At 42.1% G+C, this 24,343-nt stretch carries 22 protein-coding genes; 4 read left to right on the top strand and 18 right to left on the bottom strand.

The window, feature by feature from the left end:
• Positions 1-238: 238 nt before the first annotated feature.
• Together BGL89_RS13190 and BGL89_RS13185 are read right to left on the bottom strand one after the other, a co-directional pair.
• Entirely contained in the window at positions 239-451 is a 213-nt protein-coding gene (locus BGL89_RS13190; protein ID WP_286826087.1) for a type II toxin-antitoxin system VapB family antitoxin, read from the bottom strand.
• A 375-nt stretch (positions 452-826) separates the two neighbouring features.
• Complete coding sequence (locus BGL89_RS13185; protein WP_286826086.1) at positions 827-1,138, bottom strand: ISAzo13-like element transposase-related protein; 312 nt, start codon at positions 1,136-1,138, stop codon at positions 827-829.
• 222 nt (positions 1,139-1,360) lie between these two features.
• Here BGL89_RS13185 and BGL89_RS13180 point away from each other — a divergent pair, with 222 nt between their 5' ends.
• Positions 1,361-2,713: a TIGR03279 family radical SAM protein gene (locus BGL89_RS13180; protein WP_286826085.1), complete on the top strand. Its 1,353-nt coding sequence runs from the start codon at positions 1,361-1,363 to the stop codon at positions 2,711-2,713.
• Positions 2,714-2,835: 122 nt separating this feature from the next.
• Here BGL89_RS13180 and BGL89_RS13175 read toward each other — a convergent pair whose 3' ends face one another.
• Positions 2,836-3,630: an MlaE family lipid ABC transporter permease subunit gene (locus BGL89_RS13175; RefSeq protein WP_286826084.1), complete on the bottom strand. Its 795-nt coding sequence runs from the start codon at positions 3,628-3,630 to the stop codon at positions 2,836-2,838.
• 186 nt (positions 3,631-3,816) lie between these two features.
• On the opposite strand from BGL89_RS13175, the gene BGL89_RS13170 reads away from it, so the two are divergent.
• Entirely contained in the window at positions 3,817-5,001 is a 1,185-nt protein-coding gene (locus BGL89_RS13170) for a class I SAM-dependent rRNA methyltransferase (RefSeq protein WP_286826083.1), read from the top strand.
• Here the strand turns inward: BGL89_RS13170 and BGL89_RS13165 are convergent.
• A complete protein-coding gene (locus BGL89_RS13165; RefSeq protein ID WP_286826082.1) occupies positions 4,968-5,378 on the bottom strand; it encodes a VOC family protein in 411 nt (136 codons plus the stop codon). The genes BGL89_RS13170 and BGL89_RS13165 overlap by 34 nt on opposite strands.
• Before the next feature lie 434 nt (positions 5,379-5,812).
• Here BGL89_RS13165 and BGL89_RS13160 point away from each other — a divergent pair, with 434 nt between their 5' ends.
• The gene (locus BGL89_RS13160) at positions 5,813-6,622 is read left to right on the top strand and encodes an SDR family NAD(P)-dependent oxidoreductase (protein WP_286826081.1); all 810 of its coding nucleotides are present in this window, start codon (positions 5,813-5,815) and stop codon (positions 6,620-6,622) included.
• 61 nt (positions 6,623-6,683) lie between these two features.
• Here BGL89_RS13160 and BGL89_RS13155 read toward each other — a convergent pair whose 3' ends face one another.
• The 8 genes from BGL89_RS13155 to BGL89_RS13120 form a co-directional block, all read right to left on the bottom strand.
• Positions 6,684-7,550, bottom strand: coding sequence for a 6-pyruvoyl trahydropterin synthase family protein (locus tag BGL89_RS13155; protein ID WP_286826089.1), 867 nt, complete (start codon positions 7,548-7,550; stop codon positions 6,684-6,686).
• 104 nt (positions 7,551-7,654) lie between these two features.
• On the bottom strand, positions 7,655-7,843 hold the full coding sequence (locus tag BGL89_RS13150) for a type II toxin-antitoxin system HicB family antitoxin (RefSeq protein WP_286826080.1): 189 nt from the start codon (positions 7,841-7,843) through the stop codon (positions 7,655-7,657).
• An 8-nt stretch (positions 7,844-7,851) separates the two neighbouring features.
• Positions 7,852-8,253, bottom strand: a complete 402-nt coding sequence (locus BGL89_RS13145; protein ID WP_286826079.1) for a hypothetical protein — start codon at positions 8,251-8,253, stop codon at positions 7,852-7,854.
• Positions 8,254-8,779: 526 nt separating this feature from the next.
• Positions 8,780-9,286, bottom strand: a complete 507-nt coding sequence (locus BGL89_RS13140; RefSeq protein ID WP_193978685.1) for a hypothetical protein — start codon at positions 9,284-9,286, stop codon at positions 8,780-8,782.
• An 8-nt stretch (positions 9,287-9,294) separates the two neighbouring features.
• Positions 9,295-9,888 carry a bZIP transcription factor gene (locus tag BGL89_RS13135; protein ID WP_286826078.1) on the bottom strand — a complete coding sequence of 198 codons (594 nt, stop codon included), beginning with the start codon at positions 9,886-9,888 and terminating at the stop codon, positions 9,295-9,297.
• Positions 9,889-9,948: 60 nt separating this feature from the next.
• Positions 9,949-13,935: a magnesium chelatase subunit H gene (locus BGL89_RS13130; protein WP_286826077.1), complete on the bottom strand. Its 3,987-nt coding sequence runs from the start codon at positions 13,933-13,935 to the stop codon at positions 9,949-9,951.
• Positions 13,936-14,390: 455 nt separating this feature from the next.
• A complete protein-coding gene (locus BGL89_RS13125) occupies positions 14,391-14,639 on the bottom strand; it encodes a pentapeptide repeat-containing protein (RefSeq protein WP_353743936.1) in 249 nt (82 codons plus the stop codon).
• Between the two features lie 137 nt (positions 14,640-14,776).
• A complete protein-coding gene (locus BGL89_RS13120) occupies positions 14,777-15,055 on the bottom strand; it encodes a pentapeptide repeat-containing protein (RefSeq protein WP_286826088.1) in 279 nt (92 codons plus the stop codon).
• An 818-nt stretch (positions 15,056-15,873) separates the two neighbouring features.
• Between BGL89_RS13120 and BGL89_RS13115 the strand changes: the two genes are divergently transcribed.
• A complete protein-coding gene (locus tag BGL89_RS13115) occupies positions 15,874-16,749 on the top strand; it encodes an N-acetylmuramoyl-L-alanine amidase-like domain-containing protein (RefSeq protein ID WP_286826076.1) in 876 nt (291 codons plus the stop codon).
• Positions 16,750-16,940: 191 nt separating this feature from the next.
• On the opposite strand, the gene BGL89_RS13110 is transcribed toward BGL89_RS13115, so the two are convergent.
• The 6 genes from BGL89_RS13110 to BGL89_RS13085 form a co-directional block, all read right to left on the bottom strand.
• Positions 16,941-18,116: a hybrid sensor histidine kinase/response regulator gene (locus tag BGL89_RS13110; protein ID WP_286826075.1), complete on the bottom strand. Its 1,176-nt coding sequence runs from the start codon at positions 18,114-18,116 to the stop codon at positions 16,941-16,943.
• A gap of 288 nt (positions 18,117-18,404) precedes the next feature.
• Complete coding sequence (locus BGL89_RS13105) at positions 18,405-18,851, bottom strand: response regulator (RefSeq protein WP_286826074.1); 447 nt, start codon at positions 18,849-18,851, stop codon at positions 18,405-18,407.
• A complete protein-coding gene (locus tag BGL89_RS13100) occupies positions 18,790-21,096 on the bottom strand; it encodes a sensor histidine kinase (RefSeq protein ID WP_286826073.1) in 2,307 nt (768 codons plus the stop codon). The genes BGL89_RS13105 and BGL89_RS13100 overlap by 62 nt, the downstream gene beginning before the upstream one ends.
• Positions 21,097-21,506: 410 nt before the next feature.
• The gene (locus BGL89_RS13095) at positions 21,507-21,788 is read right to left on the bottom strand and encodes a type II toxin-antitoxin system RelE/ParE family toxin (protein ID WP_286826072.1); all 282 of its coding nucleotides are present in this window, start codon (positions 21,786-21,788) and stop codon (positions 21,507-21,509) included.
• Positions 21,785-22,009 (bottom strand): hypothetical protein, encoded by a 225-nt coding sequence (locus BGL89_RS13090; RefSeq protein ID WP_286826071.1) that lies wholly within the window; start codon positions 22,007-22,009, stop codon positions 21,785-21,787. The genes BGL89_RS13095 and BGL89_RS13090 overlap by 4 nt, the downstream gene beginning before the upstream one ends.
• Before the next feature lie 151 nt (positions 22,010-22,160).
• Positions 22,161-24,212, bottom strand: coding sequence for a M3 family metallopeptidase (locus BGL89_RS13085; protein WP_286826070.1), 2,052 nt, complete (start codon positions 24,210-24,212; stop codon positions 22,161-22,163).
• Between the last annotated feature and the right edge of the window lie 131 nt (positions 24,213-24,343).

Below are 24,343 nucleotides of genomic sequence, written 5' to 3'. Positions count from 1 at the left end.
CTGAGTACATAAATACTAGGAAAATCCCTAATTTTTTAGCCCCTATCATTTAGCGATCGCTATTGGACAAAAACTTTTCCATCTACTGAAAGTCCACTCTTTTTCATTCAAACTTCCCTGAAGCAGTTCAAGCTGAGTGAATCGTGTCAGGAAAACGTCACGACCGTTAATCAGTATTTCGAGTTTTTGTCGGCCTTGACCTGTGCGATCACGGAAGATACTGATCCAAACTGATGTATCAATCAGCAGCATGACGAGTCTCACGCAGAGCTTTATAGTCGAAATCTGGGGCAAATTGAATTTTTCCAGCAAGATCAAGAAGGTTTTTTTTGCGGCGCGATCGCACTAGCTCCTCTAGAGCTAAGTTAATCACCTCCTCTTGATTAGCAAGGTTGGTCAATTGAAAAGCTTCATTGAGAAGGGAGTCATCAAGATTGAGAGTAATTTGCATGAGTTGACTAAAGGTAAATGTCTTGAGGGTAAAGCAATGTTGACATCCTCGCCGCCGTAAAACGGACGGCGATAGAGATCGAACAGGTTAGACAAGCAACTCAAGGGGAATAGGAAAAGTTCAAGGTGATCCTATTTTAATCATAGTTTCCCAATCTTGATCGCTATCAATTAACAGTAAATGATTCTCCTAACTTTGATAAATTGATATAATTGCCGGTGGCTATCTTTTGCCGGTAGCCATCAAGCAAAAATCGGCAACCCCGAAAATCCCGCAAGTCTTCTCTTAATTGGGAACAATTTGCCGAAAAGTAACCGGACGCAGATAACCTCGAACTCTCACCGATAAGGGACTTGCGTAAAAATAAGCTGCTAGCTAGGAGGGTAGAACCGTCACATCCCATTTGGGTGAAGCTTCAGAACGCTGCCAGAAAGGTTGCAATTGTTCTAGTTCTTTAGCCAAAACCTTCACCCCTTTTTCATAAGTTCCTTCTAGCAAATGCACTAGAGGCTTTATGCCCTTCCGAGTCATGTTAGAAGCCCAATTAAGAGCCGCATCAATTGAACCCAAAATTGCCCGATTCCAATAGTTCTCTAAGACTGCCCAACACCGTTCAATTGGATTATATTTACTATGGCATTTGCGGATAGTAGATGAGCCGTATTTGCCACGGCGTTTTTCAGGCAAAGTCTACCATTCTTTTGATAAATTGGCTGCGGTTGCTGCCAGTGGCGGCTCCTGGTGTCTAAATCAATGACTAATTCTTCTAACCCTGGATAGATTGCTTGATTTTCTTGCCACCACAACTCTAAACAATCGGCCATGCTGTAGAATTAGCTTGACAAAAGTGAGACAAGGCCAAAGACTCTCTCGAAATGCAGTTAAATAATTGGATGGCGACCTAAAAATATGAGTGAATTAACTATTCGTCCAGCTAAAATTAGTGGTGTCATCCCAGATTCGATCGCCGCTGAGGTCGGTTTTGAAATCGGGGATGCGCTCCTCTCTATCAATGGTAATCGTCCCCGGGATTTAATCGATTATCAATTTTTATGTGCCGATGAATTTTTAACCCTAGAAGTGCTTGATCGTCAGGGCAAAACTCACCGGATAGAAATCGAAAAAGATTATCATGAAGACTTAGGTTTAGAGTTTGAAACTGCCCTTTTTGATGGCTTAATTCAGTGTAATAATAAATGTCCTTTTTGCTTTATCGACCAACAACCAGAGGGCAAAAGAGAAACTTTATACTATAAAGATGATGACTATCGCTTAAGTTTTCTCTATGGCAGTTATTTAACCTTAACTAATCTCACCTCAAAAGAATGGCAGCGGATCGAAAAGATGCACATATCACCGCTTTTTGTGTCCGTTCATGCCACGGAACCCGATCTGAGAATTCGTCTCTTAAAAAATCCCCGCGCTGGTCAAATTTTAGACCATTTAAAATGGCTACAAGCCAGACAATTACAAATTCATGCCCAAGTGGTAGTTTGTCCCAATATTAATGATGGAATTCATCTCGAAAGAACCCTGTTAGATCTGGTTTCTTTTCATCAGGGAGATATTCCCTGTGTGGAGTCGATTGCCGTAGTTCCCGTGGGATTAACCCGCTTTCGTCCCCAAGAAGATGAATTAATTCCCGTTAGCCAAGAAAAAGCGCGAGAAGTGATCGAACAAGTCCAAACTTTACAGAAACAATTTTGTCAAGAATTGGGCAGTAATGTGGTGTGGTTAGCTGATGAATGGTTTTTAATTGCCCGAGTCGATTTACCACCTCAATCTCACTACGAAGACTATCCCCAAATCGGTAACGGAGTTGGCTCGATTCGTCAATTTATTAGGGATTTTCAGAAGACAGCCAAGAAGTTATTACCTGCTCAAATTACTCCATCTAGACGATTGATATGGGTAGTGGGAAATGCGGTAGAACAAGCCTTTCAACCCCTAGTTAAACAGTTAAATAATCGGCGGGGTTTAACCGTGGAATTAGTGGCTTTAAATAGTGATTATTGGGGACAGGAAATCACGGTTACGGGTTTATTAACCGGGCAAGATATTCTCAAAGGATTACAAGGTAAAAATCTTGGGGATGGGGTTTTATTACCCTCCCTCATGCTCAAGCATGGGGAATCGGTATTTTTAGATGATCTCACCCTAGAAACTGTTATTAATCAGTTAGGAGTCCCTATTTATCCAGTCCTGGGAGTGGAGGAATTAATTAAAACTTGTCTTACTCTCAATCCCTTGAACAAATCCTAATCTTGAAAATAGACAATTATCAGTAATCGGTGATCAGATTTGAGTTTTTAGTGAGCGGTATTAAGTAGAAAATTGCCGTTTTCTTGGCACTGTTTACTGATTACTGATTACTGATCACTGTCCTAGCCGATTTCCACATTACCTGTCCCTTGAAACATCAGCCAAGAGAGGAAAAAATTAGCCACAAAAATCGCTAACAAAGAAGTTACCACAGCCGTGGTAGTAGATTGACCAACTCCTTTAGCACCGCCGGTGGTGGTTAAACCCCAACTGCAACCGATAATAGCAATTAAAACCCCAAAAATTAGGGACTTTAACATAGAACTAATTAAATCCCATGTTTCCAGAAAATTTTGGGCTGATTGTAAGAATAGGGAATAGGAAATACCGTAAAGACTATCGGAAATAAATAAACCACCGAGTAGGCCAGTGACTAAAGAGATAATAGTGAGCAGGGGTAACATTAAACTACAGGCAATCACCCGGGGAATGACCAAATAATCGATCGGATCGGTTTTTAAAATATATAAAGCGTCAATTTGTTCTGTTACTCGCATTGTACCAATTTCGGCGGCAAAAGCCGAGCCAACTCTCCCCGCCACCACCACCGCGGTTAAAACCGGGGCTAATTCTCTTGTTAAAGCCAAGGAAAGGACTCCCCCAACAAAACTACCCGCCCCAAAAAAAATAAATTCTCTGGCTACCTGAATAGTGAAAACCATACCCACAAAAGCAGCCGTAATTAGGGCAATTGTCAAGGATTCTGGCCCAACAATACTCATTTGTTCAAGAGTATTACGCCGGTGGATTTTGCCATTAAGAATATGTAAAAAAGTTTGTCCCGCTAATAAACCAGCAGCCCCCAAACGCTGGAACCATAAACTTAAACCACCGGCAGCATCACTTTTTCTTGGCATTTGTCGAGGGACTATCGCTAAAATCTAACTTATTATAGGCGAGAATTCCCTCTGATTATCCCTCGATTGTTAGGACTTGGTTTGATGCCACTCGATCGAGGGATAACAAACCATGGTTTTGCGCTGCCAGCAGGGGATAATAGAATTGTCTAGTAGTCGTCAGCTATCAACCCTGATTCTTTATCCATGCCAGATTTAGCGAAAATTATCCTGAGAAACCATAAAATTGATGCCGTTAAACGATTCCATCCTTGGATATTTTCCGGAGCGATTAAAGAGATGGAGGGGGAAGTCAAAGAGGGTGCTATCGTGGAGGTTTATAGCGATCAAGGCGAATATCTAGCCACTGGACTGTATAATCCTAGCAATATTGCCGTTAAAATTCTTTCTTTCCAAAAAGTCAGCGATATTGCTCAATTATTTCGCGAAAAATTCCAGAATGCCTATCAGCTGCGGCAACAAATCGGTTTAGTCGATAACCCGAAAACTAACTGTTATCGCTTAATTAACGCTGAAGGAGACGGTTTACCCAGTTTAATCGTCGATTGGTACAATGGCACGGCGGTTATTCAAGCTTATTCCCTAGCTTTATACCAACGTCTCGATCTGATTGTCGATTGCCTGAAAACTATCTACGCTGACAATTTACGGGCAATCTACGATAAAAGTGCCGCGGTTTTGGCTAAAAGCGCCCATATCTCCGAAAATAAATACTTATTTGGTCAAAAAACTGGCGATGAGGTGTTAGAATCTGGCCACCGCTTTATTATTGATTGGGAAAAAGGACAAAAAACAGGATTTTTCCTCGATCAAAGGGAAAATAGAGCAATATTGTCCCAATATTGCCAGAATAAACGGGTTTTAAATACTTTTTGTTACTCTGGCGGCTTTTCCGTCTATGCTATGCAAGCGGGGGCTGCCCTAGTCCATTCCGTTGATAGTTCCCACGGTGCGATCGATCTTACCGAAAAAAATATCGCCCTGAATAATCTCGGTGAAGTTCCCCATCAATCCTACAGCGCCGATGTTTTTAACTTCCTGCGCGACTGTCAGGAGGATTACGATCTGATTGTCCTCGATCCCCCCGCTTTTGCCAAAAGTATCCAATCCCGTCATCAGGCGGTTATGGCTTATAAAAGATTAAATTACCAAGCTTTCCAGAAAATTCGCCCGCAAGGTATTATTTTCACCTTTTCCTGTTCCCAAGTGGTTAACGAAGAACATTTTCAGGGTGCTGTCATGGCTGCCGCCATTGAATCGGCTCGCCCAGTGCGAATTTTAGCACGTTTAAGCCAACCGGCCGACCATCCCACCAGTATCTATCACTCGGAAGGTTCCTACCTGAAAGGATTGGTTTTAGCGGTGGATTGATGGAAAATTAAACGATTACCATCCGGATCATAGATGTAGATTTCCGGACCGTGGGAAGCCTGGCTAATTTCTCCCCTAGCACCATAGCCGATTTCGCTCAAATGCTCGAGGGCTTTTTCGAGACTCTCCACCTCGAAACAAATGCTCATGCCACTGCCCCTAGAATCGCTAAATTCGTCTCTGTGGGACTCTTTAGGGCAAAAAAGACCTAATTTAAGGTTAATCAGCCTAAATTCCGCATAAACGGCGGCAAGGTAGGGGTTTGGTTCCTGTTGCAACAGTTGACGATAAAACTGCACCGAGCGATCGAAATTACTCGTTCCTAGGGCAATAAAAGCTTCTGTGTAATTGAATGGACTATCGGGGGGGTTATTCATTGGGGTTGGGGATTAGGAGATGGGAGATTGCCCAAAAGATCTACTTCAGTGCGGTGAGGATGTCAAGTCCGTTGTACTGCCAATAGTAGTCGCGTCCATTGCCAGACTTTCTATCTCCCTCGGTATTAAGCTCTTTAAAATACCTATATCTGCAAGTCCCCTGGGGTTTCCATCGGATCGAGGATCACCCTGAGCGTTCATCCGATCGAGTGATTTTGAGGAAAAAGTGTTAAAAAAGATTGCTGTTTGTAAAGACAACTGTTACCGTGGGTTCAAGAGTGCGCTTTGAAGGAGGAAAAACCCCATGCACCCTAACCTATCCATCTATCCCTCGATTGCTTCGCTACTTATGTAGGGCATAGATGCACAAATCAAAGATTTCAGAAGCAAAACCAATAAATTCCCGTACTGTTGCTTAAAACAGGAGTTTGATCATGAAATTACAGGGAAAAACAGCCCTAGTCACGGGGGCATCCCGGGGCATTGGACGAGCGATCGCCTTAGAATTAGCCCGACAAGGTTTAAGCAGAATTGTGATTGTTGCCAGAGATCAAGAGCGATTAGAAAAACTAGCCAAAGAAATTGAGTCCCTAGGGGTCATTGCCACACCCTTAGCCCTGGATTTAACCGAAAATGACCTTGTTAGTCCTGCAATTATCCGCGTTTGGCAAGAATGCCGTGGCATAGATATCCTCGTTAACTGTGCCGGTATTGCCCATCAAACCCCCTTTCTGCGATCGCGATTCTCGCAAGTGCAAGCAGAAATATCTTTAAATCTGATGGCCATGTACACGGTTACTCGCTTAATTGCCCGCCGGATGGCAATTAGGGGACAGGGAACGATTGTCAATGTTTCCAGCATGATGGGTAAAATTGCCGCTCCTAGCTTTGCTACCTACTCGGCCACCAAATTTGCCATTTTGGGTTTTAGTCAAGCTCTCAGGTCGGAATTACGGGAACACAACATCAAAGTTGTCACCCTCTTACCCTCTTTAACCGATACGGATATGGTGCGAGAATTGCAGTTATTTCGATGGTTAAAACCGATGAGCGCCGAAGAAGTCGCCCAAACCCTAATTACCGGGTTAAATAGGGAAAAAACGGAAATTATCGTCGGTTGGCAAAGTCATCTAGCTCTTTGGGGCCAAAAATTTGCCCCGAAACTGCTTGAGAAAATTGTCGATTTAGCTTCTCCCTTACGTCAAAGCAAAGGAAAGCGAGGATGGCGAGAAGTGTTTAACTAGGGTTTAATTAAATCTATCAGGGTGAGTCACGCTCACCCTAATCAGCTTAACTAATAGGTAATTAAACGGCTGTCAGGGTTTTTTCTAGAAGTTGTCGGGGAGCTTGAACCGAACCACGACAGTGGATTTCCGCAGAATTATTGGGACTTTCAATTAGTTTAACTTTATCTAATTCGGCTCCTAATTGGCGGATCCGTTCCCCTAATAGTTGAGCGATATGTAAGGCAATATTTTCCGCGGTGGGAACCACTTCGGCAAAGTAGGGAATATCCTTATTTAAAAAAGTATGATCGAAGGGTTCTACTACCAATTCATCGATCGCTTTTTGTAAATCCCCCAGATCTACAATCATACCGGTGCGGGGATCGATTTCCCCCGCCACGGATACTTCTAGGTGATAATTATGGCCATGACCGTTTACCCTGGCGCATTTGCCGTAGATTTCCGAGTTTTGTTCGAGGGTTAATTGCGGTAAAGCCAAACGATGAGCGGCACTAAAATGGGTTTTGATAGTTAAAGTTGCTTCCATATCTTTTCCTTGATATTCTGCCCACAATTCGGGGTGTTCAAATAGTTGAATTTTGACCAATGGTAAATAGGGTGCTAATCTTTGCCAGATAACTCTAGCGATATTTTCTGTGGTGGGTAGGGTTTGCTGAAATTCCGGCCAGACTTGGTTGAGATAGGAGTAGTCTAATTGACTGGTTATCTCTCGTTTAATTACCTGTTTCACGGTGGAGAGATTTTCCACCATGCCATAAAGATTGAGTTCTTTGTATAGGGAGACGTATAATTCGTAATTGTGACCATGACCGGGAAAACGGCTACCAAGACCAAAAAGTCTTTGATTTTCGGCTTCGTCCCATTCTGGTAGATAATAGCGATGGCTGGCTGAAAACCGCGCTCGACGATTGATGATGCAATCCATAAATGTGGGCGATCGATGACTTTGTAAAGTTACGTTAAGAGCAACTCTTTCTAGCATAAACCAGTTTTGTCTCCTCCGGCTTGCAGACCGGAGAAAGTTATCCCTCAATTCCGGCAGGATGCGATCGCTGTTAGCCGATAGTGAGAAAATTTATCTACTTCCTCTAAAGTTTCCCCCTGAGTAATACATCCGGGTAAATGTGGAATTAACGCCGTGTATCCGTCTTCTTCTTCGGGATAAATTGAAATCGGATATTTAAGAGATAAAAAGTATTCTAATATTTGTTGTTCCATCGATAGGTCTAAATAGGTTTGACCAAATCGCCAACTTGAGCATTATCAAAAGGTTTTAATTCATCGGATTCTACCACTTCAGATTTATAACTGCTCAATGCAAAAGGAGTATTTTCTATTCTTTTTCTATAAGTTTTTTTCCGATCGGTTTCAATTATAGATATTTTATCTTGAACGAAAATTACTCTTCCCGTACCTCTTACTAATTCGAGAAACCCTAAAGATTCCCCAGTATGCGGATATAATATTTCTTCGTCATCGATACGATAAACCATCATTCTTTGACCTTCTCGAATTCCGTTCTGTTCACCTCTATTCATTACTAATTTATAGTCGTCAATAACTTTGACAACTTTGGCAGGAAAGGTTCCTTTAGGAGATAAAATGGGTTTTTCGGCTACATTTTCCATAATGATTTATCTTTGGTATAAATCTGGTTAATATTAAATATTATCGCTCTTAGGGCGCAATAGCTATAATTTAAACTTATATTTGTCAAGATTTAATGATAAGGTCGGTCAATTGCCTTGATCATTAATAGTACCAATGTAGGAGCTATGTATTATAACTGCAAAAAAGGGGTTGAGTGTGATAATTTCTTATAAATTCAAAAAATTGCTATGATAAAATGCTAGAATGAAGGGGTAAACATAACTTAAACGAGGGTGTTATGGTAAAAAAATACTATCGTGACATTTCTTCCCAAAATTACTCTATTCCTAGACGGTACTTTATGGATGGTCTGGTCTCTGTTCTAGATATAGGGGGGACTTATCGTGCCAATCTAGATTATCGTTGTCGTGTTCGTGTGGGCAAAAAAGTAGTAAATTAGTAGGTCGGGTTGAGGCTACGAAACCCGACAACCCGACAGAAACCCTCTTAATCCTTTTTTTGCTGAATAAAATGCACAACTGGACTAATTTTTGATTATAACGATTAAATAGGCTTGACTAGATCGCCAACTTGAGGATTTTCAAACGGTAGTCTTTCTCCTAATTTATCAATCATTGATTTTAACTCTCTTTCTCTATTTGATTGTAACTCTTTCTTTGCTAAGTATTCAATTCCAGAAGGAGTCAAGGGAGGGATATAAGATAATTCAGACAATTCTCTAGGTTTCTGCAAATATTCTACGATCAAATAAGAAAGTTTATTTAAATCTATGTCTGGCTTTTTGTCTGATTCTATAATAGATATTTTATCTTGAACAAAAATAATTCTTCCCGTACCTCTTACTAATTCGAGAAACCCTAAAGATTCGCCAGTATGCGGATCTAATATTTCTTCGTCATCGATACGATAAACCATCATTCTTTGACCTTCTCGAATTCCGTTTTGTTCACCTCTATTCATTACTAATTTATAGTCGTCAATAACCTTAACGACAGTGGCAGGAAAAGTTCCTTTGGGGGATAAAAGGGGAGTTTCTGTGACGTTTTCCATTTCTACCTCTATGGTTGATTGTATTTCTTAATAACGCTCGGACTAACTCTAGTTTGTTGCATAACTTTTAAATCATTGTTGGCCAGTTTATCTAAAATATTTTGATAGGTTATTTTTGGTTCATCGATCACCACTTGAATTCGTTTCTTATTATTGATATACCGGACGGATCCTACTCCTATCAACCTCTCGAAATCATCTTCATCTGTATAATACAAAGATATTATAGATTGAGCGGCGAATAAATCTGATGCTTCAAGTAAGCATTGGATATTATTATTCGCATCCTTTTGAACTCTTAGAATTTTAGGGATGATGCGCTGTTTAATTTCAGTCTCTAGCTTTTGGTTTACCTCCTGAAGTTGCTTAACTTCTGCCTCTAATTTTTGCTTCTGTCTAAGAAGTGCGTTAACAGCGCTTAACAAAGTAGCGATTAACAGCAAGGTGAAGAAACTGACAATAATTACTAGATCTAGAGGGATAGAAGTATTGAAGGGATAACGAATTAAAGCAATACCTCCTAAAAATCCAAGAAGACCGAGTAAAACCCCTTGAATTTCGTTAAAACTAGACCAGATTAACCCCCAAAAGTTATTTTTCATGTTTTTTGAAAACTCAAGAGACCAGTGTAAGCTGCGTCTCTCAAGTCTTATCTATCTATTCTACTCGATTCCTTCGATACGGTCCTCCACTTCTTGATAAAGTTCCTGTAAGCGGTCTAAATTTTCCTGAGAAGTTTCCCAGTAACCGCGACCATTAACTTCTAGCAGGGTTCCCACCATCTTGCGGAAAGAATTAGGATTGAGATTCATCAGACGCTGACACATTTCCTCATCTTGAATAAAGGTGGTGTTGACATCTTCATAAACCCAATTATCCACCGCGTCAGCAGTTGCAGACCATCCCATGGTATTAACCAAACGCTTCGATAATTCCCGGACTCCTTCGTAACCGTGACTTAACATTCCCTCGTACCATTTGGGATTGAGTAACTTGGTGCGGGTATCTAAACGGACGGTTTCCGATAAAGTACGCACTTGAGCGTTAGCGGTGGTAGTATCGGCAATATAGGCTGCCGGTTTTTTGCCATCATCCCGTAAACTAGCGACAACTTTGGTGGGATCCGAGTCGAAATAGTGGGAAACATCGGTTAAACTAATTTCGCTAGAATCCAAGTTTTGGAAAGTTGCCTCGGCAGTTTTTAAGGATGCTTCAAACAACTGACGATTATCGGCCATCATCCCGGGATTATCGGAATCGAAAGCAAAACCCTTGCGGTTGAGATACATATTCTGTAACTCTTTTTCGTCTTCCCAACTGCTATTTTCCACCGCAAGATTGATGTTAGAAGAATAGGAACCGGAAGCATTAGAAAAGATGCGGGTGGCTGCCTGTCGAACCGTTAAACCCATTTCTTTTGCTTGTTCAATTGCGTGTTTGCGGACATAATTCATCTCCATCGGTTCGTTTGCTTCCGCGGCCATTTTTACACCTTGGTCAAGCAAGTTCATCTGATTGATAAATAAATCCCGGAAGACACCAGAACAATTGACCACCACATCAATGCGCGGTCTTCCCAACTCCTCTAGGGGAATTAATTCCAGTTTATTCACCCGTCCTAAAGCATCGGGAACAGGACGAACTCCCACCATCCAGAGAATTTGTGCTAGGGATTCCCCATAGGTTTTGATGTTATCGGTTCCCCAGAGAACACAAGCGATGGTTTCGGGATATTTACCGCCATTATCCAGTTTTTGCCGTTCTAACAGACGATCTACCACGATTTTAGCCGATTTTACCGCCGCTAGGGTCGGGATAGACTGGGGATCTAAAGCGTGGATATTTTTACCCGTCGGTAAAACTCCGGGGTTACGGATGGGGTCGCCACCGGGACCGGGAAGAACGTATTCCCCTTCTAATGCTTTTAATAGGGCCCCTAATTCATTATCAGCACAGACCTGTTCTAAACAAAATTCTAGGTATTCAAACAGGGGTTTTAACGCGACCGGATCAACTTTTGGATAACCCATTTCCTGTAAAGTTTCGATCCAAGGCGATTTCTTGCCTATATTCAAGAAATTCAGCTTAGAAAGCATCGATACCCGACCTTCTGCGTCGGTTTGGGATTTTACTAAAGCGGAAACGGCAGCGCGAGTCGCGAGGGTGATGTTTTGCAGTAATTCCACATCCTCTAACACCCCTCGATCGCTATTGCGATAAACTTCCTCTATATCCCGGCCAATGCTGTTGGCAATAATTCGGGGTAAGGAGAGTAAACCGTCTTCTTCCCGGTCTAAACTGGCAATATTGACTAAAGTTGCGATCGCTTCGAGCGCCGAGGGGGGTTTCCCGATAACGTGAAGTCCGCAGGGAAGTAAGCGCGATTCAATTTCCATCAGTTTGCGATAGACGGAACCGACGATATTATCCCGTTCTTCTTGACTGAGATGGGCGGTGTCACCATCAGGTAAACTTATATCTTTGTCGAGATTTACCAATAAACATTTATCGACAATGGTATTGACAATTTGCACCCCACGCCCACTGTCTTTCAGGGTTTGGTAAGAACCGATCAACTCGCTCAGTTCTTTTAACCCTTTGTAGAGTCCGGCATTTTCTGCGGGGGGAGTGAGATAGGAGATAGTTTCCGCATAACTGCGACGTTTAGCGATCGTCGCTTCGCTGGGGTTATTAGCGGCATAATAGTAGAGGTTGGGAATCATCCCGATGAGGTTATCGGGGTAGCATTCTCCAGACATTCCCATCTGTTTCCCCGGCATAAATTCTAAGGATCCGTGGGTGCCAAAATGGAGAACTGCGTCTGCTTTCCAGACTTGATTAAGATAGGTATAGTAGGCTGCAAAACCGTGGTGGGGACTAGCAGAACGAGAAAATAGCAGACGCATGGGATCCCCTTCATAACCGAAGGTGGGTTGAACCCCAATAAAGACGTTACCGAATTCTTTCCCGTAGATTAAAAGATTTTGTCCATCACTGTTGAGATGTCCGGGAGGTGGTCCCCAATTTTCCTCTAAACGGACGGAATAGGGGGTTAAGCGTTCGTATTCGGGTACGGACATCCGATAGGCGATATTTAGCTCCGGACTATGGTATTGTGCGGTGGCATCATGGATTACCGCTTCCATCAGTTCTCGGGGAGATGCGGGTAAGTCTTGCAAGTCATAACCGTTATTTTGTAACGCTTGCATCACTTCGTAGATGGAACCGAACACATCTAGATAGGCTGCAGTTCCCACATTCCCTTTATCGGGGGGGAAACTAAAGACGGTGATGGCGACTTTTTTGTTTAGTTTCGGTTTCTTTCTTAGAGTAGCCCATTTTAGCGCCCGTTGAGCGATCGCTTCTACCCGATCCTGTAAGGCGATCGCTTTACCTGTGGCCCCATCCCGGCCTGATAATATAATAGGTTCGATCGCACCGTCTAATTCGGGAATGGCAATCTGTAGCGCTACTTGAATCGGGTGTAACCCTAAATCGCTTTCTTCCCATTCCTGGGTGGTTTGGAAAACTAGCGGCAACGCGCACATATAGGGACGATTGAGACGTTTTAAGGATTCTATCGCTTTCGGGTGATCTTGTCGCGCTGGACCTCCCACTAAAGCAAATCCCGTCAGGGAAATTACCGTGTCAACGATGGCAACCGCTTCCACTCCTTTTAAGCTTTTATCCCAGAAATATTCTTCTACGGGTTTAGAAAAGTCTAATCCCCCAGCAAAAACGGGAAGGACTCGCGCACCCATAGACTCGAATTCCTGCACGAGAGCGACATAATGAGCGTCATCCCCAGTAACGAGGTGAGTTCTCTGTAAAATTAAGCCAACACAGGGAGCCAAGGGGTCTTTTAGGTCATCGGCAATATCACTGCGGTTATTGTACCAAGCGAAGTATTCCTTGACATCCTCGAACATTTTCATGGATAAAGGATGCCAGATCCCCAGATCTGGATAAACTACCGGTTCTTTGTAAACTACGCTGTCATCCTTGTTATCAAAGACGTACTTATCGGCCAACATTAACAGGAAATTCTCTAAATTTTCTGCGGAACCTCCCAGCCAATACTGGAAACTTAACATAAAGTTGCGTGCGTCCTGAGCTTTTTCCATGGGGAGATATTTCAGGACTTGCGGTAAAGTTCGTAATAACTTTAACATCGCATCTTGGAAACCAGCGCCAGAGTTTTCCCTGCGCTTTTTCATAAAATTAGCGATGACACTCTTAGACTGTCCCAATTGTGCCATGGAAAAGCTGCCTAATTTATTTAAGCGCATTACCTGGGGCATGGAGGGAAAGACGATCGCCGCGTCTAATTTATCCCGATGGGGACTGACAGCGGCCACGACTTTATCGGCTAAATCTTCGATAAAGATGAGAGAGGCAATGAAAATATTAGCTTTGGCTATATCCTCTTGAAAATTGCGATAATTTTCCCCATCGCGCAGTTCTTCGATTAAATAACCACTAATTTCGATCGCTAGTTTCGGGTTGTTAGCGTTGATTTCCCTGACGGCACTACTCAGCGCACTTTGGTACTGAGGTTCTAGCACGACATAGACCACCTTGACCAGCGAGCGACCATTCAACGCGTCGGGAACTATGTGACGAATGGTGGACTTGACGTGAGTGAACATATATGATGGTTCTCCTTAGGATTGCTGAGTCTGGTATGAAGTGATTTTCGTCATCAGATGACGATCGCCCTTTGTTTAAGGTATTTAGATATATATGTTTCTGTCTTGTATCAGAAAATGTCACCCCAATGAGCATTTACTCTGGGTTTTGACACAATTCGATAAATATCTTGCCAGATTTTGTAACAGATGGTAAAGAGCTTTCTGAGTAACTGCTCAGGCTTTTATTTACAAAAATTAATATTTAATCTATTGACTTTTTTAATAAAAAGTGGTAGAAAATGGCAGCTCGGACGAGATGTCGCTGTTATAGTCGTTTCCAATAAGTTTGAGACAAGCGTTGCCGATTCAAAGAATGAGTTGATTGCTAAAAGCTCTGAAAACTGGTTGAGAATTTTGCCAAATCATACCGCTACTCAGCAACGCCAGATTTCGATCGAATGCTTCAGAAATGATTAACGATCTCCGACAATAAATTCCCAGCGTTCGGGCATTTTCGTACCTTCCAGGTTAGCACGGCTCAGGTCAGCACCGATCAGGATAGCATCGCTCAGGTCAGCACCGCTCAGGTTAGCACCCCTCAGGTAAGCCTCGCTCAGGTTAGCACGCCTCAGGTTAGCACCGCTCAGGTTAGCACCGCTCAGGTCAGCACCGCTCAGGTAAGCACCGCTCAGGTTAGCACCGCTCAGGTTAGCATCGCTCAGGTTAGCACCGCTCAGGTCAGCATGCCTCAGGTTAGCACCGCTCAGGTCATGGATCAGCCATAGTCTTCTCCTTAATTTAGGGTATATGAAAGGATTAATTCAACGAGCAGACAGTCATAGACAAGGTTCTCTGCTGATTAACGATCTCTGACAATAAATTCCCAGCCTTCGGGCATTTTCGTACCTTCCAGGTTAGCACGGCTCAGGTCAGCATCGGTCAGGTAAGCATCGCTCAGGTCAGCACCGCTCAGGATAGCATCGCTCAGGTCAGCACCGCTCAGGTCAGCACGGCTCAGGTCAGCACCGCTCAGGTTAGCACGCCTCAGGTGAGCACCGATCAGGTGAGCACGGCTCAGGCGAGCACCGCTCAGGTTAACACGGTTCAGGTCAGCACCGCTCAGGTCAGCATCGGTCAGGTAAGCATTGCTCAGGTTAGCACCGCTCAGGTCAGCACCGATGGATCAGCCATAGTCTTCTCCTTAATTTAGGGTATATGAAAGGATTAATTCAACGAGCAGACAGTCATAGACAAGGTTCTCTGCTGATTGCTACGTCTTTTGTAATGTAATGTACTACAACAATCTATAAAAATCAATGATGGGAAAAGTCAGAAGCCCATTAGAAGTAATGCAATGAGACAGATGTTTAGGAATCAGGAAAATGACGAGAATGGCATCCGTCAAATCTTCAAACAAGCGTAGATCGAGTGACGGATTTTATCAACCAGCGACCGCGAAAATCCTTTGACTATCGCACGTCTTAAGTACCTAGACTTAGGAGTTAAGCGTACTATTAAAAACGGATTTAGTATAACTAGGTTAGAGGTTTACTCAAAATTGTGTCAATGACTGATACTAAATCCAGTTATTAAAAACTGATTATGTATTCCCCCTTTTGCATGAGTAGAAAAGGGGTTTCTCCGAGAAACCCCTTTTCTGTCTCGGAATTGATCATTGCTAATTCAATTCCATCGTCTCGGAGTCTCCCCAAAACGAAACCCTGATAACTCACCATTAAGATAATTGCTATATGTAGGTAGGCGTTAAAAATTATCAGATGTCCCCCTTATTAAGGGGGGATCGAACCTAAAATCCATTTTTAATTTAATTATAACCACCTACTTATGTAGTAGAATACAATGAGAAATACCAGTTAAACCCAGCAGATTATAACTCTGACAGTTAATGTGTGTTAGTAGGTGATAAACCCTATTATTTTCAGTAATAGATCGACAATGTTTTTTAATTGGATAACTTTACCCTATTTATTAATTAATCCTGTTTTAATTCCCTTGAGTATAGCTCGATCGGAAACTATTCTTGCTCAAGAAGTCAGCGATCCTAATTATAAAAAACTGGTGCAGTACGCTCAAAATCAACAACTCGATCGCCTAGCCATGGCTGATATAACCCAGAATATCGCCACTCAGTTTTTAGGAGCAAAATATCAAGCAGGATTACTCGATCGCTCGGCAACAGAAAAATTATTTATCTCTTTAAAAGAGTTTGATTGTGTCCTCTTTGTGGAAACAGTTCTCGCTTTGAGTCACAATTTTGCTTTAAAAAATTATCAGTATTCTGCTTTTAGTCAGCAGGTTTTAAATCAACGTTATCGCCACGGTATTCTCGACGGTTATTGTAGTCGTCTGCATTACTTTTCCGATTGGATTAATGACAACCAAAAACGAGGTAATCTAGAAAATATTACTCAAAAATTAGGTGGAATTACTCTTGACAAAAAGCTCAACTTTATCAGCAAAAACCGCCATCTATATCCCCAGTTAAAAACTCAAAGTAATTACGATTGTATTCAACAGGTAGAAAAGCAATTAGAAAGCTTATCCTTAACCTATATTCCCACCGCTAAGATTAAAGATATTTATCCACAACTGCAAGCTGGCGATATTATCGGTGTCGTGACTAATATCGCTGGTTTAGATACCACCCATACCGGTCTAGTTTATCGCTTTCCTGACGGCAAAATTGGCTTAATTCATGCCTCTCCTGCCGGTCAAGTTACCATTGCTAAAGACCTAGAAAAATATATCACTAAAGTGGACAAAGCCATCGGTATTTTTGTCGTTCGTTCCCTTGATCCAAGAAATAGGTAGATAGGGTCTGCTGAAAAAGTTTTTCGGTGGGGGTTGGGGGTTGGGGGTTGGATCACTCCCATGCCTGGTACTTTTTGATTGACAAAAAGTCTAAAAGTCTTACCCAACAAGGTTTTTAGATTTATTCAGCAGACCCTAGATAGGCAGCGAGGGCAGCAGAAAAAAATTGTGATCCCACCCTATTGTTCATCTCAATTTAGGTGTTCAATGTCGGTAATAATCGGTAAAATCACCGTGATTTTTGTGCCTTTTCCTTCCTCACTTTCCAGGTAAATTTGTCCTTTGTGCGCTTCCACACAGCGTCCGACAATGGCTAATCCTAATCCCGTTCCTTGAATATTATCGACATTGCTACCGCGATAAAAAGGTTTAAATAAATTTTCTTTATCTTTGCTGGGAATACCAATCCCTCGATCGACAATTTTAAAGACTACCTGCTCGGATTCAACAATAATCTTAAATTCTACGGGGTTGCCTTGAGGTGAATATTTGAGAGCATTTCCCAGTAAATTTGTCAAGATATGTTTAATTAAATTTATATCCCAAAGTCCTCTTTCTAAGCTGCCTTCAACTTGGAAAATAATTGCTAATTGCGGCTCCGGCTTAACAGTAAAAGATTCTACTAATTTCTGACAATAATCCAGTAAATCCACCAGATCAAATTGACAGTATAATCTCCCGGAATCGGCCCGGCCAATTAATAACACTTCTGTGAGCAATTGATCCATGTCTTTAATGGCCGATCGAATCATGCGAAAATAGCTAACTTGCTGATCTTTTGTCAACCGATCGCGACTTTCTTCTAATAATCCAGCCGAGAGTAAAATTTTATTTAAAGGATTGCGAAAATCGTGGGATAACATGGAAACAAATTCGGTTCTTAACTGATTTAATTCCTGCGCTTTTTCCAGTTGATTAGTACGTTCAATCACGCTCATTTTTAAAGCTTCGTTCGATTCTCGTAAAGCTTCCTCCATCTGTTTTCGCTCGATCGCATAACATAGCGATCGAGTTAAAATTTCTAAACTTACTTCTCTTTTAATTAAATAATCCTGCGCTCCCTGACGCAGTGCTGCCAAAGCTAAATTATCATCATTAGTATTAGTTAAAACCACGATCGGCAATTTCGGAGCCGTAATTAAAAGGGGAGCTAAGGATTCCAAACCCTGACTATCTGGTAAAGTTAAATCTAATAAAATTACATCAAAATTTGTTTGTTGTAACAGAGAAATCGCCTCGGATAATCTTGAGACATTAACCAGATGAAATTCTTTTTTTTCATTACCCTTAAGAATTTCCTTTAATAATCGAGCTTCGGCTAAATTATCCTCGATTAAAAGAACTTTTATATCCTGCGAGAGTCCCATTTTTTAATCAAGAGTTAAAGAGATTTGGGAAGTTAGGGAGTGGGAAGATTTTTCAGTGATCAGTAAACAGTAATCAGTAATCAGTAAACAGTAAACAGTAAACAGTAATCAGTGATCAGTGAAAAGAAAGCTCCGAACTTGCCACTTGATACTACTAACTGAAAACTCAAACCTGATAACTGATAACTGATAACTGATAACTGATAACTCAAACCTGATAACTGATAACTCAAACCTGATAACTGATAACTCAAACCTGATAACTGATAACTGATAACTGATAATGATTCACTCCCCGGGTAAAGTAGCGGTTTCTAACCAAAAAGCCTCGATATTTTTGACAATTTTGAACAAATCTTTGAGATTGCGTGACTTGGTTATATAACAATTAACGTGCAGTTCATAGCTATAAAAAATATCCTCCTCGTTGCGAGAAGTGGTTAAAACCACCACAGGAATTCTTTTTAAACTGGGATCGTTTTTTATTTCCGCTAATACCTCCCGTCCGTCTTTTCTTGGTAAATTCAGATCGAGAAGAATCAGATTAGGACGGGGAGAATCGAGATACTCCCCTTCTCGACGCAGATAATCCATAGCGCTGACACCATCCCTAACGATAACTAATTCGTGCGGGACGGTGCTAGTTTTTAATGCCTCTTGAATGAGGCGAATATCAGCTTTGCTGTCCTCCACTAATAAGATAATTTTGTGTGGCACGTCCTCGCCAGCGCTCACGCTCGTCACCTCCTAGGGGAATTGTAAAACAGAAAACCGCTCCTTTGCCTAATTGGGATTCTACCCAAATTCGTCCGCGATGACACTCGATAATTTTCTTACAAATCGCTAAACCCATACCTGTGCCGGGGTACTCGTCGCGGGTGTGCAGTCGTTGGAAAATCACGAAAATGCGTTCGGAAAATCGGGGATCGATACCAATTCCATTATCGGTGACAGAGAACAGCCATTCCTCTTCTTGACGTTGGGCAGCAATATGAATAGTGGGAGTTGCTTTTCCTCGGAATTTAATCGCATTACCGATGAGATTTTGGAACAATTGCATTAACTGGGTTTTATCTGCCATGACAATTGGCAAAGGATCAACGGTGATCATAGCCTGACTTTCTTGAATTCTCCCTTTCAGGTTAGCGAGAGCTTTTTCCAGTGCCAGATTAGCATCGATGGTATTAAACTCTACCGCCTGCATATCCACTTTCGAGTAAGCCAGCACATCATCTATTAATGTTTGCATCAAACTGACACCTTCGACGGCAAAAGTAATAAATTCTTTAGCATCTTCGTCCAGTTCTTCGGTGTAGCGCATTTCTAGCAACTGCACATAGTTGGCGACTTGATTGAGGGGTTCCTGTAAATCGTGGGAAGCGACGTAGGCGAATTTTTTTAATTCGGCGTTCGATAGTTCCAAATCCCGCGCTAAACGGGCCAATTCATCGGCTTGTTTTAAGATGATATTGACGATCGCTTTTCGTAATTCTAGTGCCGCGTTAATTTCTACTGCTTTCCAGGGTAAAGATTTGAGGCGAACGGTTTCTTTCCAGAGGGAGAAAGATTTACGCGGACAGAGACGAATATCACCATCTATGGCAGTCGTTTCGATCGCTTTACCCGGATCACCACCCCAGTTCACGGTTTGAATTACTTCCGGACGAAACCAGAGGAGATAATTACGTTTAGAAATGGGAATTGCTAGTAGGCCACTGGCAATGTCTTTAAACTTACCCGCATCGGCATAAATTCGCGGTAAGGAATTGGTATAGTAAACATCTTCAAGGACGTTTTTTTCTAGCCAAGTAATCAGATAATTTAGTTCTTCTTCGCTCGGTGTTACTCCAATTAAGGTATAATTGCCGCCTAAACAAATAGCGGATCCTGTAGCTTTAGTTAGATCGAGCAGATTCGGTTTATGGGCAATTAATCCATCAATAAAGTTATTAGCTTTAGCCATATAATCGATTAATTGCGACTGCACAAAGTTTAATTTTACTCGATAGTCATAATCCTCGGTTTCTTCCCGTGCCGATATTTCCGAAAAGATTACTCGTCCCAAAAATTCACAAGCTTTACGGAGTTCGTAGGGTACATATTTGGGGGTGCGGTGATGACAGGCAATAATACCCCAGAGACGTTTATTTTCAATCAGAGAAATGGTTAGAGATGCTCCCACTCCCATATTATGCAGGTATTCTAAATGACAGGGAGAAGCACTTCTAAGACTGGACAGGGTTAAATTTAAAGGTTGTTGAGTTTCGGGATGAAGAATAGGCACTAGATCGACGGGTTCAGAGGTGGCATCGGGAATCTGTCGAATCCAGTTAGCAGTTAATAAATTTCGTGCCGGGAGAGGGATATCGGAAGCGGGATAACGTAAACCGAGATAGGGTTCTAGTTGCTCTATTTTGTCTTCTGCTATCACATCACCGTTATCTTCTTCGTCGAATTTGTATAACATAACTCGATCGAATCCTGTCATTTTTCGCACTTCTTTAACGATGATATTACAGAAATCTTTCAGGCTACGGGTGGCTTCAAGTTTATCGATCGAAGTTTTGGCTAGGTGATAGAATCTCAGGAAAGGAATGTTTTCATAGGAAATAGCTGGTTCTAACTCTAAAATCAGCATTTGTTCGGCGTTGCGGTGGAAAATAGCATCAAAGACGGCAAAATCATCCCCTTTAACCCGCGCCCAAATTTTGGAGGGATTGATAGCATCAAAATCGTTATTTTCTATGGCTGATTTCAGAGCATCAATCTGAAAGGGATCGAAGATTTCCTCTAGGGTTTTACCGATAATTTCCCTCGGAGAAATGCCCAATAAACTGCGGCTATTACTGCTAGTTTGGCTGACTTTTAGCTCCGGTTCGCTGAGAACTAAAAGCACTCCGTGCGGTTGAATTCGGTTATAGAGATGGATCGGTTCCCGTTCGATCGAAGTTGGGTTAATTGTCTCGGTTAGAACTTCCATGTGTATTACCCCCAGAGGATTTTTGCCAAGTTGAAAACTCTTTGTTTATTAAAACTATTTCTTCTCACTTTCAGGGGGCGATCGAGAATAAATTTACTTCTCTTAATCCCTGGACATCAAAAGTAATAAAACTTTAATTAATCAGTTATCTATCGATCGAGCAGTTCTGTTCATTTTCCTTGATTATAATCAGTTTTTCTGTTGAGAATCTATGGTAATTTGTTAAGAATTAAGAGTTAATGTTACAAGGTACAGATAATTCTTAATAAAAATATATGGTAGTTAAGGGGTTTCAGACCCAAAAATTTCAAGGAACGCACGCTAGAAAAGTAGGCGATCTGCTAGGCAGTGCCTTCGGCATCCCACTGTGATTGTACAATTGATAAGCAAGAACAAATTAAAGAGATAAATCAGTAAACTTGATCGTGTTTTCCAATATCAACTATAACAATTAAAGTTTCTCCTGAATCAGTATCTTGACGAAAAGTAAAAATAATACGGCAATCGTAACTAACAGAACATGACCAATAACCTTCTAATCTACCTGTAAGCTTATGGAATTTTAAAGAGGGGGTGAAGGGATTATCTTCTAACAAATATAGAACCTCTGATACCTTGCTTTGTAGTTGAGGATTTTTGCTGATTAAGCGTTGAAAAGCTCTTTTAAAGCTTTTGTCAGCAACTAATTTCATTCTTCTTTATCCTTTAACAAATAAGCCATTATCTCTTCAGCACTGCCTTTTTTTGCTGTTCCCATTGCTAAAGACTTTAAGGTTTCTTCGCCATTTTTAGTCATCTCATCGCGGCGTTTCTCAATGCGTCTTTTACGAATTAGCTCAAACAAATAATCTTGGTCTTCAATGGATAGACTCTCTACCGATTCGATCAGATCTTGAAAAAATGCGATACTCATTAAAGTTTACTCCTGTTAGTTAACTTTTTTTTCCGATATGTTATCACAATATAGTCAAGTAGGGTGCGTCAGGCAATCCCTTGTTTTTAGGGAAAAAATCAAGAGCTAAATATCGCCGTAACGCACCACAAAGAAAAGTTTTTGGCTACTTTTATAATCCGCTATGACGGAGGAGAGGTTCGGTACTAGGTTCGCGACCGCGGAAAGCTCTAAAAATGTTCATAGGATGGGAACTTCCCCCCATAGCTAAGACAGTATCGCGAAAACGACGACCGATCGCTTTCACTGCTTCTTCGTTATCTAATCCCACTTCCTCGAAAGCGGCAAAAGCATCGGCACTGAGAACTTCGGCCCATTTATAACTATAGTAACCCGCCGCATAACCGCCGGCGAAAATATGTCCAAAAGAACATAAGAAAGCATCTTCCGGTAGAGGAGGAATTATCGTCGTCGTCGCTGCTAAACGCTGTCTGACTTGTTTAGGAGTTTCGCTGCCATTCGGTTGATAACGATGGTGTAATTCCAAATCTACTAAAGACAAATGTAACTGACGCAACATGGCCGAACCACTCATATAATTCTTAGTTAGGAGCAGTTTTTGGTAGTAATGTTCGGGGAGAGTTTCGCCAGTTTCGTAGTGTTTGGCCATACTCATTAAAGTAGGGCGATCATAACACCAATTTTCCATAAATTGACTGGGCAATTCCACTGCGTCCCACTCAACGTTATTAATGCCCGCCGCGCTGGAATAATCCACAGTGGTTAACATATGCTGTAAACCGTGGCCAAATTCGTGAAAGAGGGTAGTTACCTCCTCAAAGGTCATTAAACTGGGGTTTCCATCTACTGGAGGCGTTTGATTGCAGATTAAATAAGCCACAGGTAAACGCACCTCGGCACTGGTTTTGGCCCGACCGATACAGACATCCATCCAAGCGCCGCCGCGTTTTTCGGCGGGACGACTGTAGGCATCGAGGTAGAAATAGGCGATTTTTTCGCCCTTTTCGTCGTTAATCTGGAAATAACGCACATCGGGATGCCAGATAGGTGCTTTACCGTCAGCGGCGATAATTTCTACCCCAAAAATCCGTTTAGCGAGGCTAAATATGCCTTCTAAAACCCGTGGTAGGGGGAAATAGGGGCGTAATTCCTCGGCACTAAAGTTAAACTTGGCCTGACGCTGTTTTTCTGACCAATAGGATATATCCCAATGCTTGAGATCGTCGGTTTCCGCAAAAGTTTTTAAGGCCTCTAAATCCTCTTTTGCCGCTTCATAGCTTACTTGGCGCAAATTGTCAAGCAATTTCTCGATTTCATCCACAGAATTGGCCATTTTCCGGGCAAGACTGACCTCGGCGTAGGTACTATAACCTAGAAGATGAGCTTGTTCCTGACGAAGTTGCAAAATGCGATCGATTAAGGGATTATTATCCAATTCTCCCAGATCAGCCCGACTAACGTAGGCTTTATAGAGTTTTTCTCGCAATTCCCGATTATCGCTGTACTTCATAAAGGGGAAATAACTGGGAAAATCGAGGCTAATCACCCAGGGGCCAGTTTCGGTGCTGGCGTTAGTTTCTCCTTGGGCGCGGGCGGTTTGGGCCGCTAAACTAAGGAGACTAGGGGGTAAACCGGCGATATCTTCTGGGGTTGTTAGTTTCAGTTTAAAAGCTTTGGTGGCATCGAGGAGGTTATTAGAAAATTTCGTGGTTATTTCCGCTAATTCCAGTTGAATCGCGTTAAATCTGTCTTTTTTCTCCCCTGCTAATCCCACCCCGGCTAATTGGGCATCCCGCAGGGAAGCTTCGACGATGCGCTGTTGTGCCTCGTCTAATTGCCCCCAGCTTTCCCCTTGACGCAGGGACAAAAATGCCTCATAAATGGGTTTACTTTGGCTTAAACGGCTAATAAACTCGACTACCTGCGGTTGTACGGTTTCGTAAGCTTGACGCAATTCTGGGCTATTTTTTACCCCCATCAGATGACCGATAACCCCCCAACTCCAGCTTAAACGTTCTTCGATCCGGGTGAGGGGTTCGACTAATTTTTCCCAGGTGGGGATAATCTGCGCTTCTAGATCGGTTAATTCTCTGGCCAGTTCCTGCAAAAGTTGCGTCATCCCAGGGACAATCAGGCCGGGTTGGATTTGGTCAAAAGCCGGTAATCCTTGACCGGCAAGCAGCGGGTTACTGGTATTCGTCATAATTTTTGGTCTGGAAGGGTGAGTAATTTGTATCTTTTACTACCGCTCAACTAAACTTACTCAAACTTACTTAAAAGTCTGAAAGCTTAGTCATTCGTAGTGGGTCAAGCACTACAGGATTAAACGGCAAA

Source organism: Microcystis sp. LSC13-02, from assembly GCA_002282935.1.
GTDB lineage: Bacteria > Cyanobacteriota > Cyanobacteriia > Cyanobacteriales > Microcystaceae > Microcystis.
The sequence above is the reverse complement of the archived record's forward strand: the minus strand, read 5'-3'. Positions and strand labels throughout refer to the sequence as shown.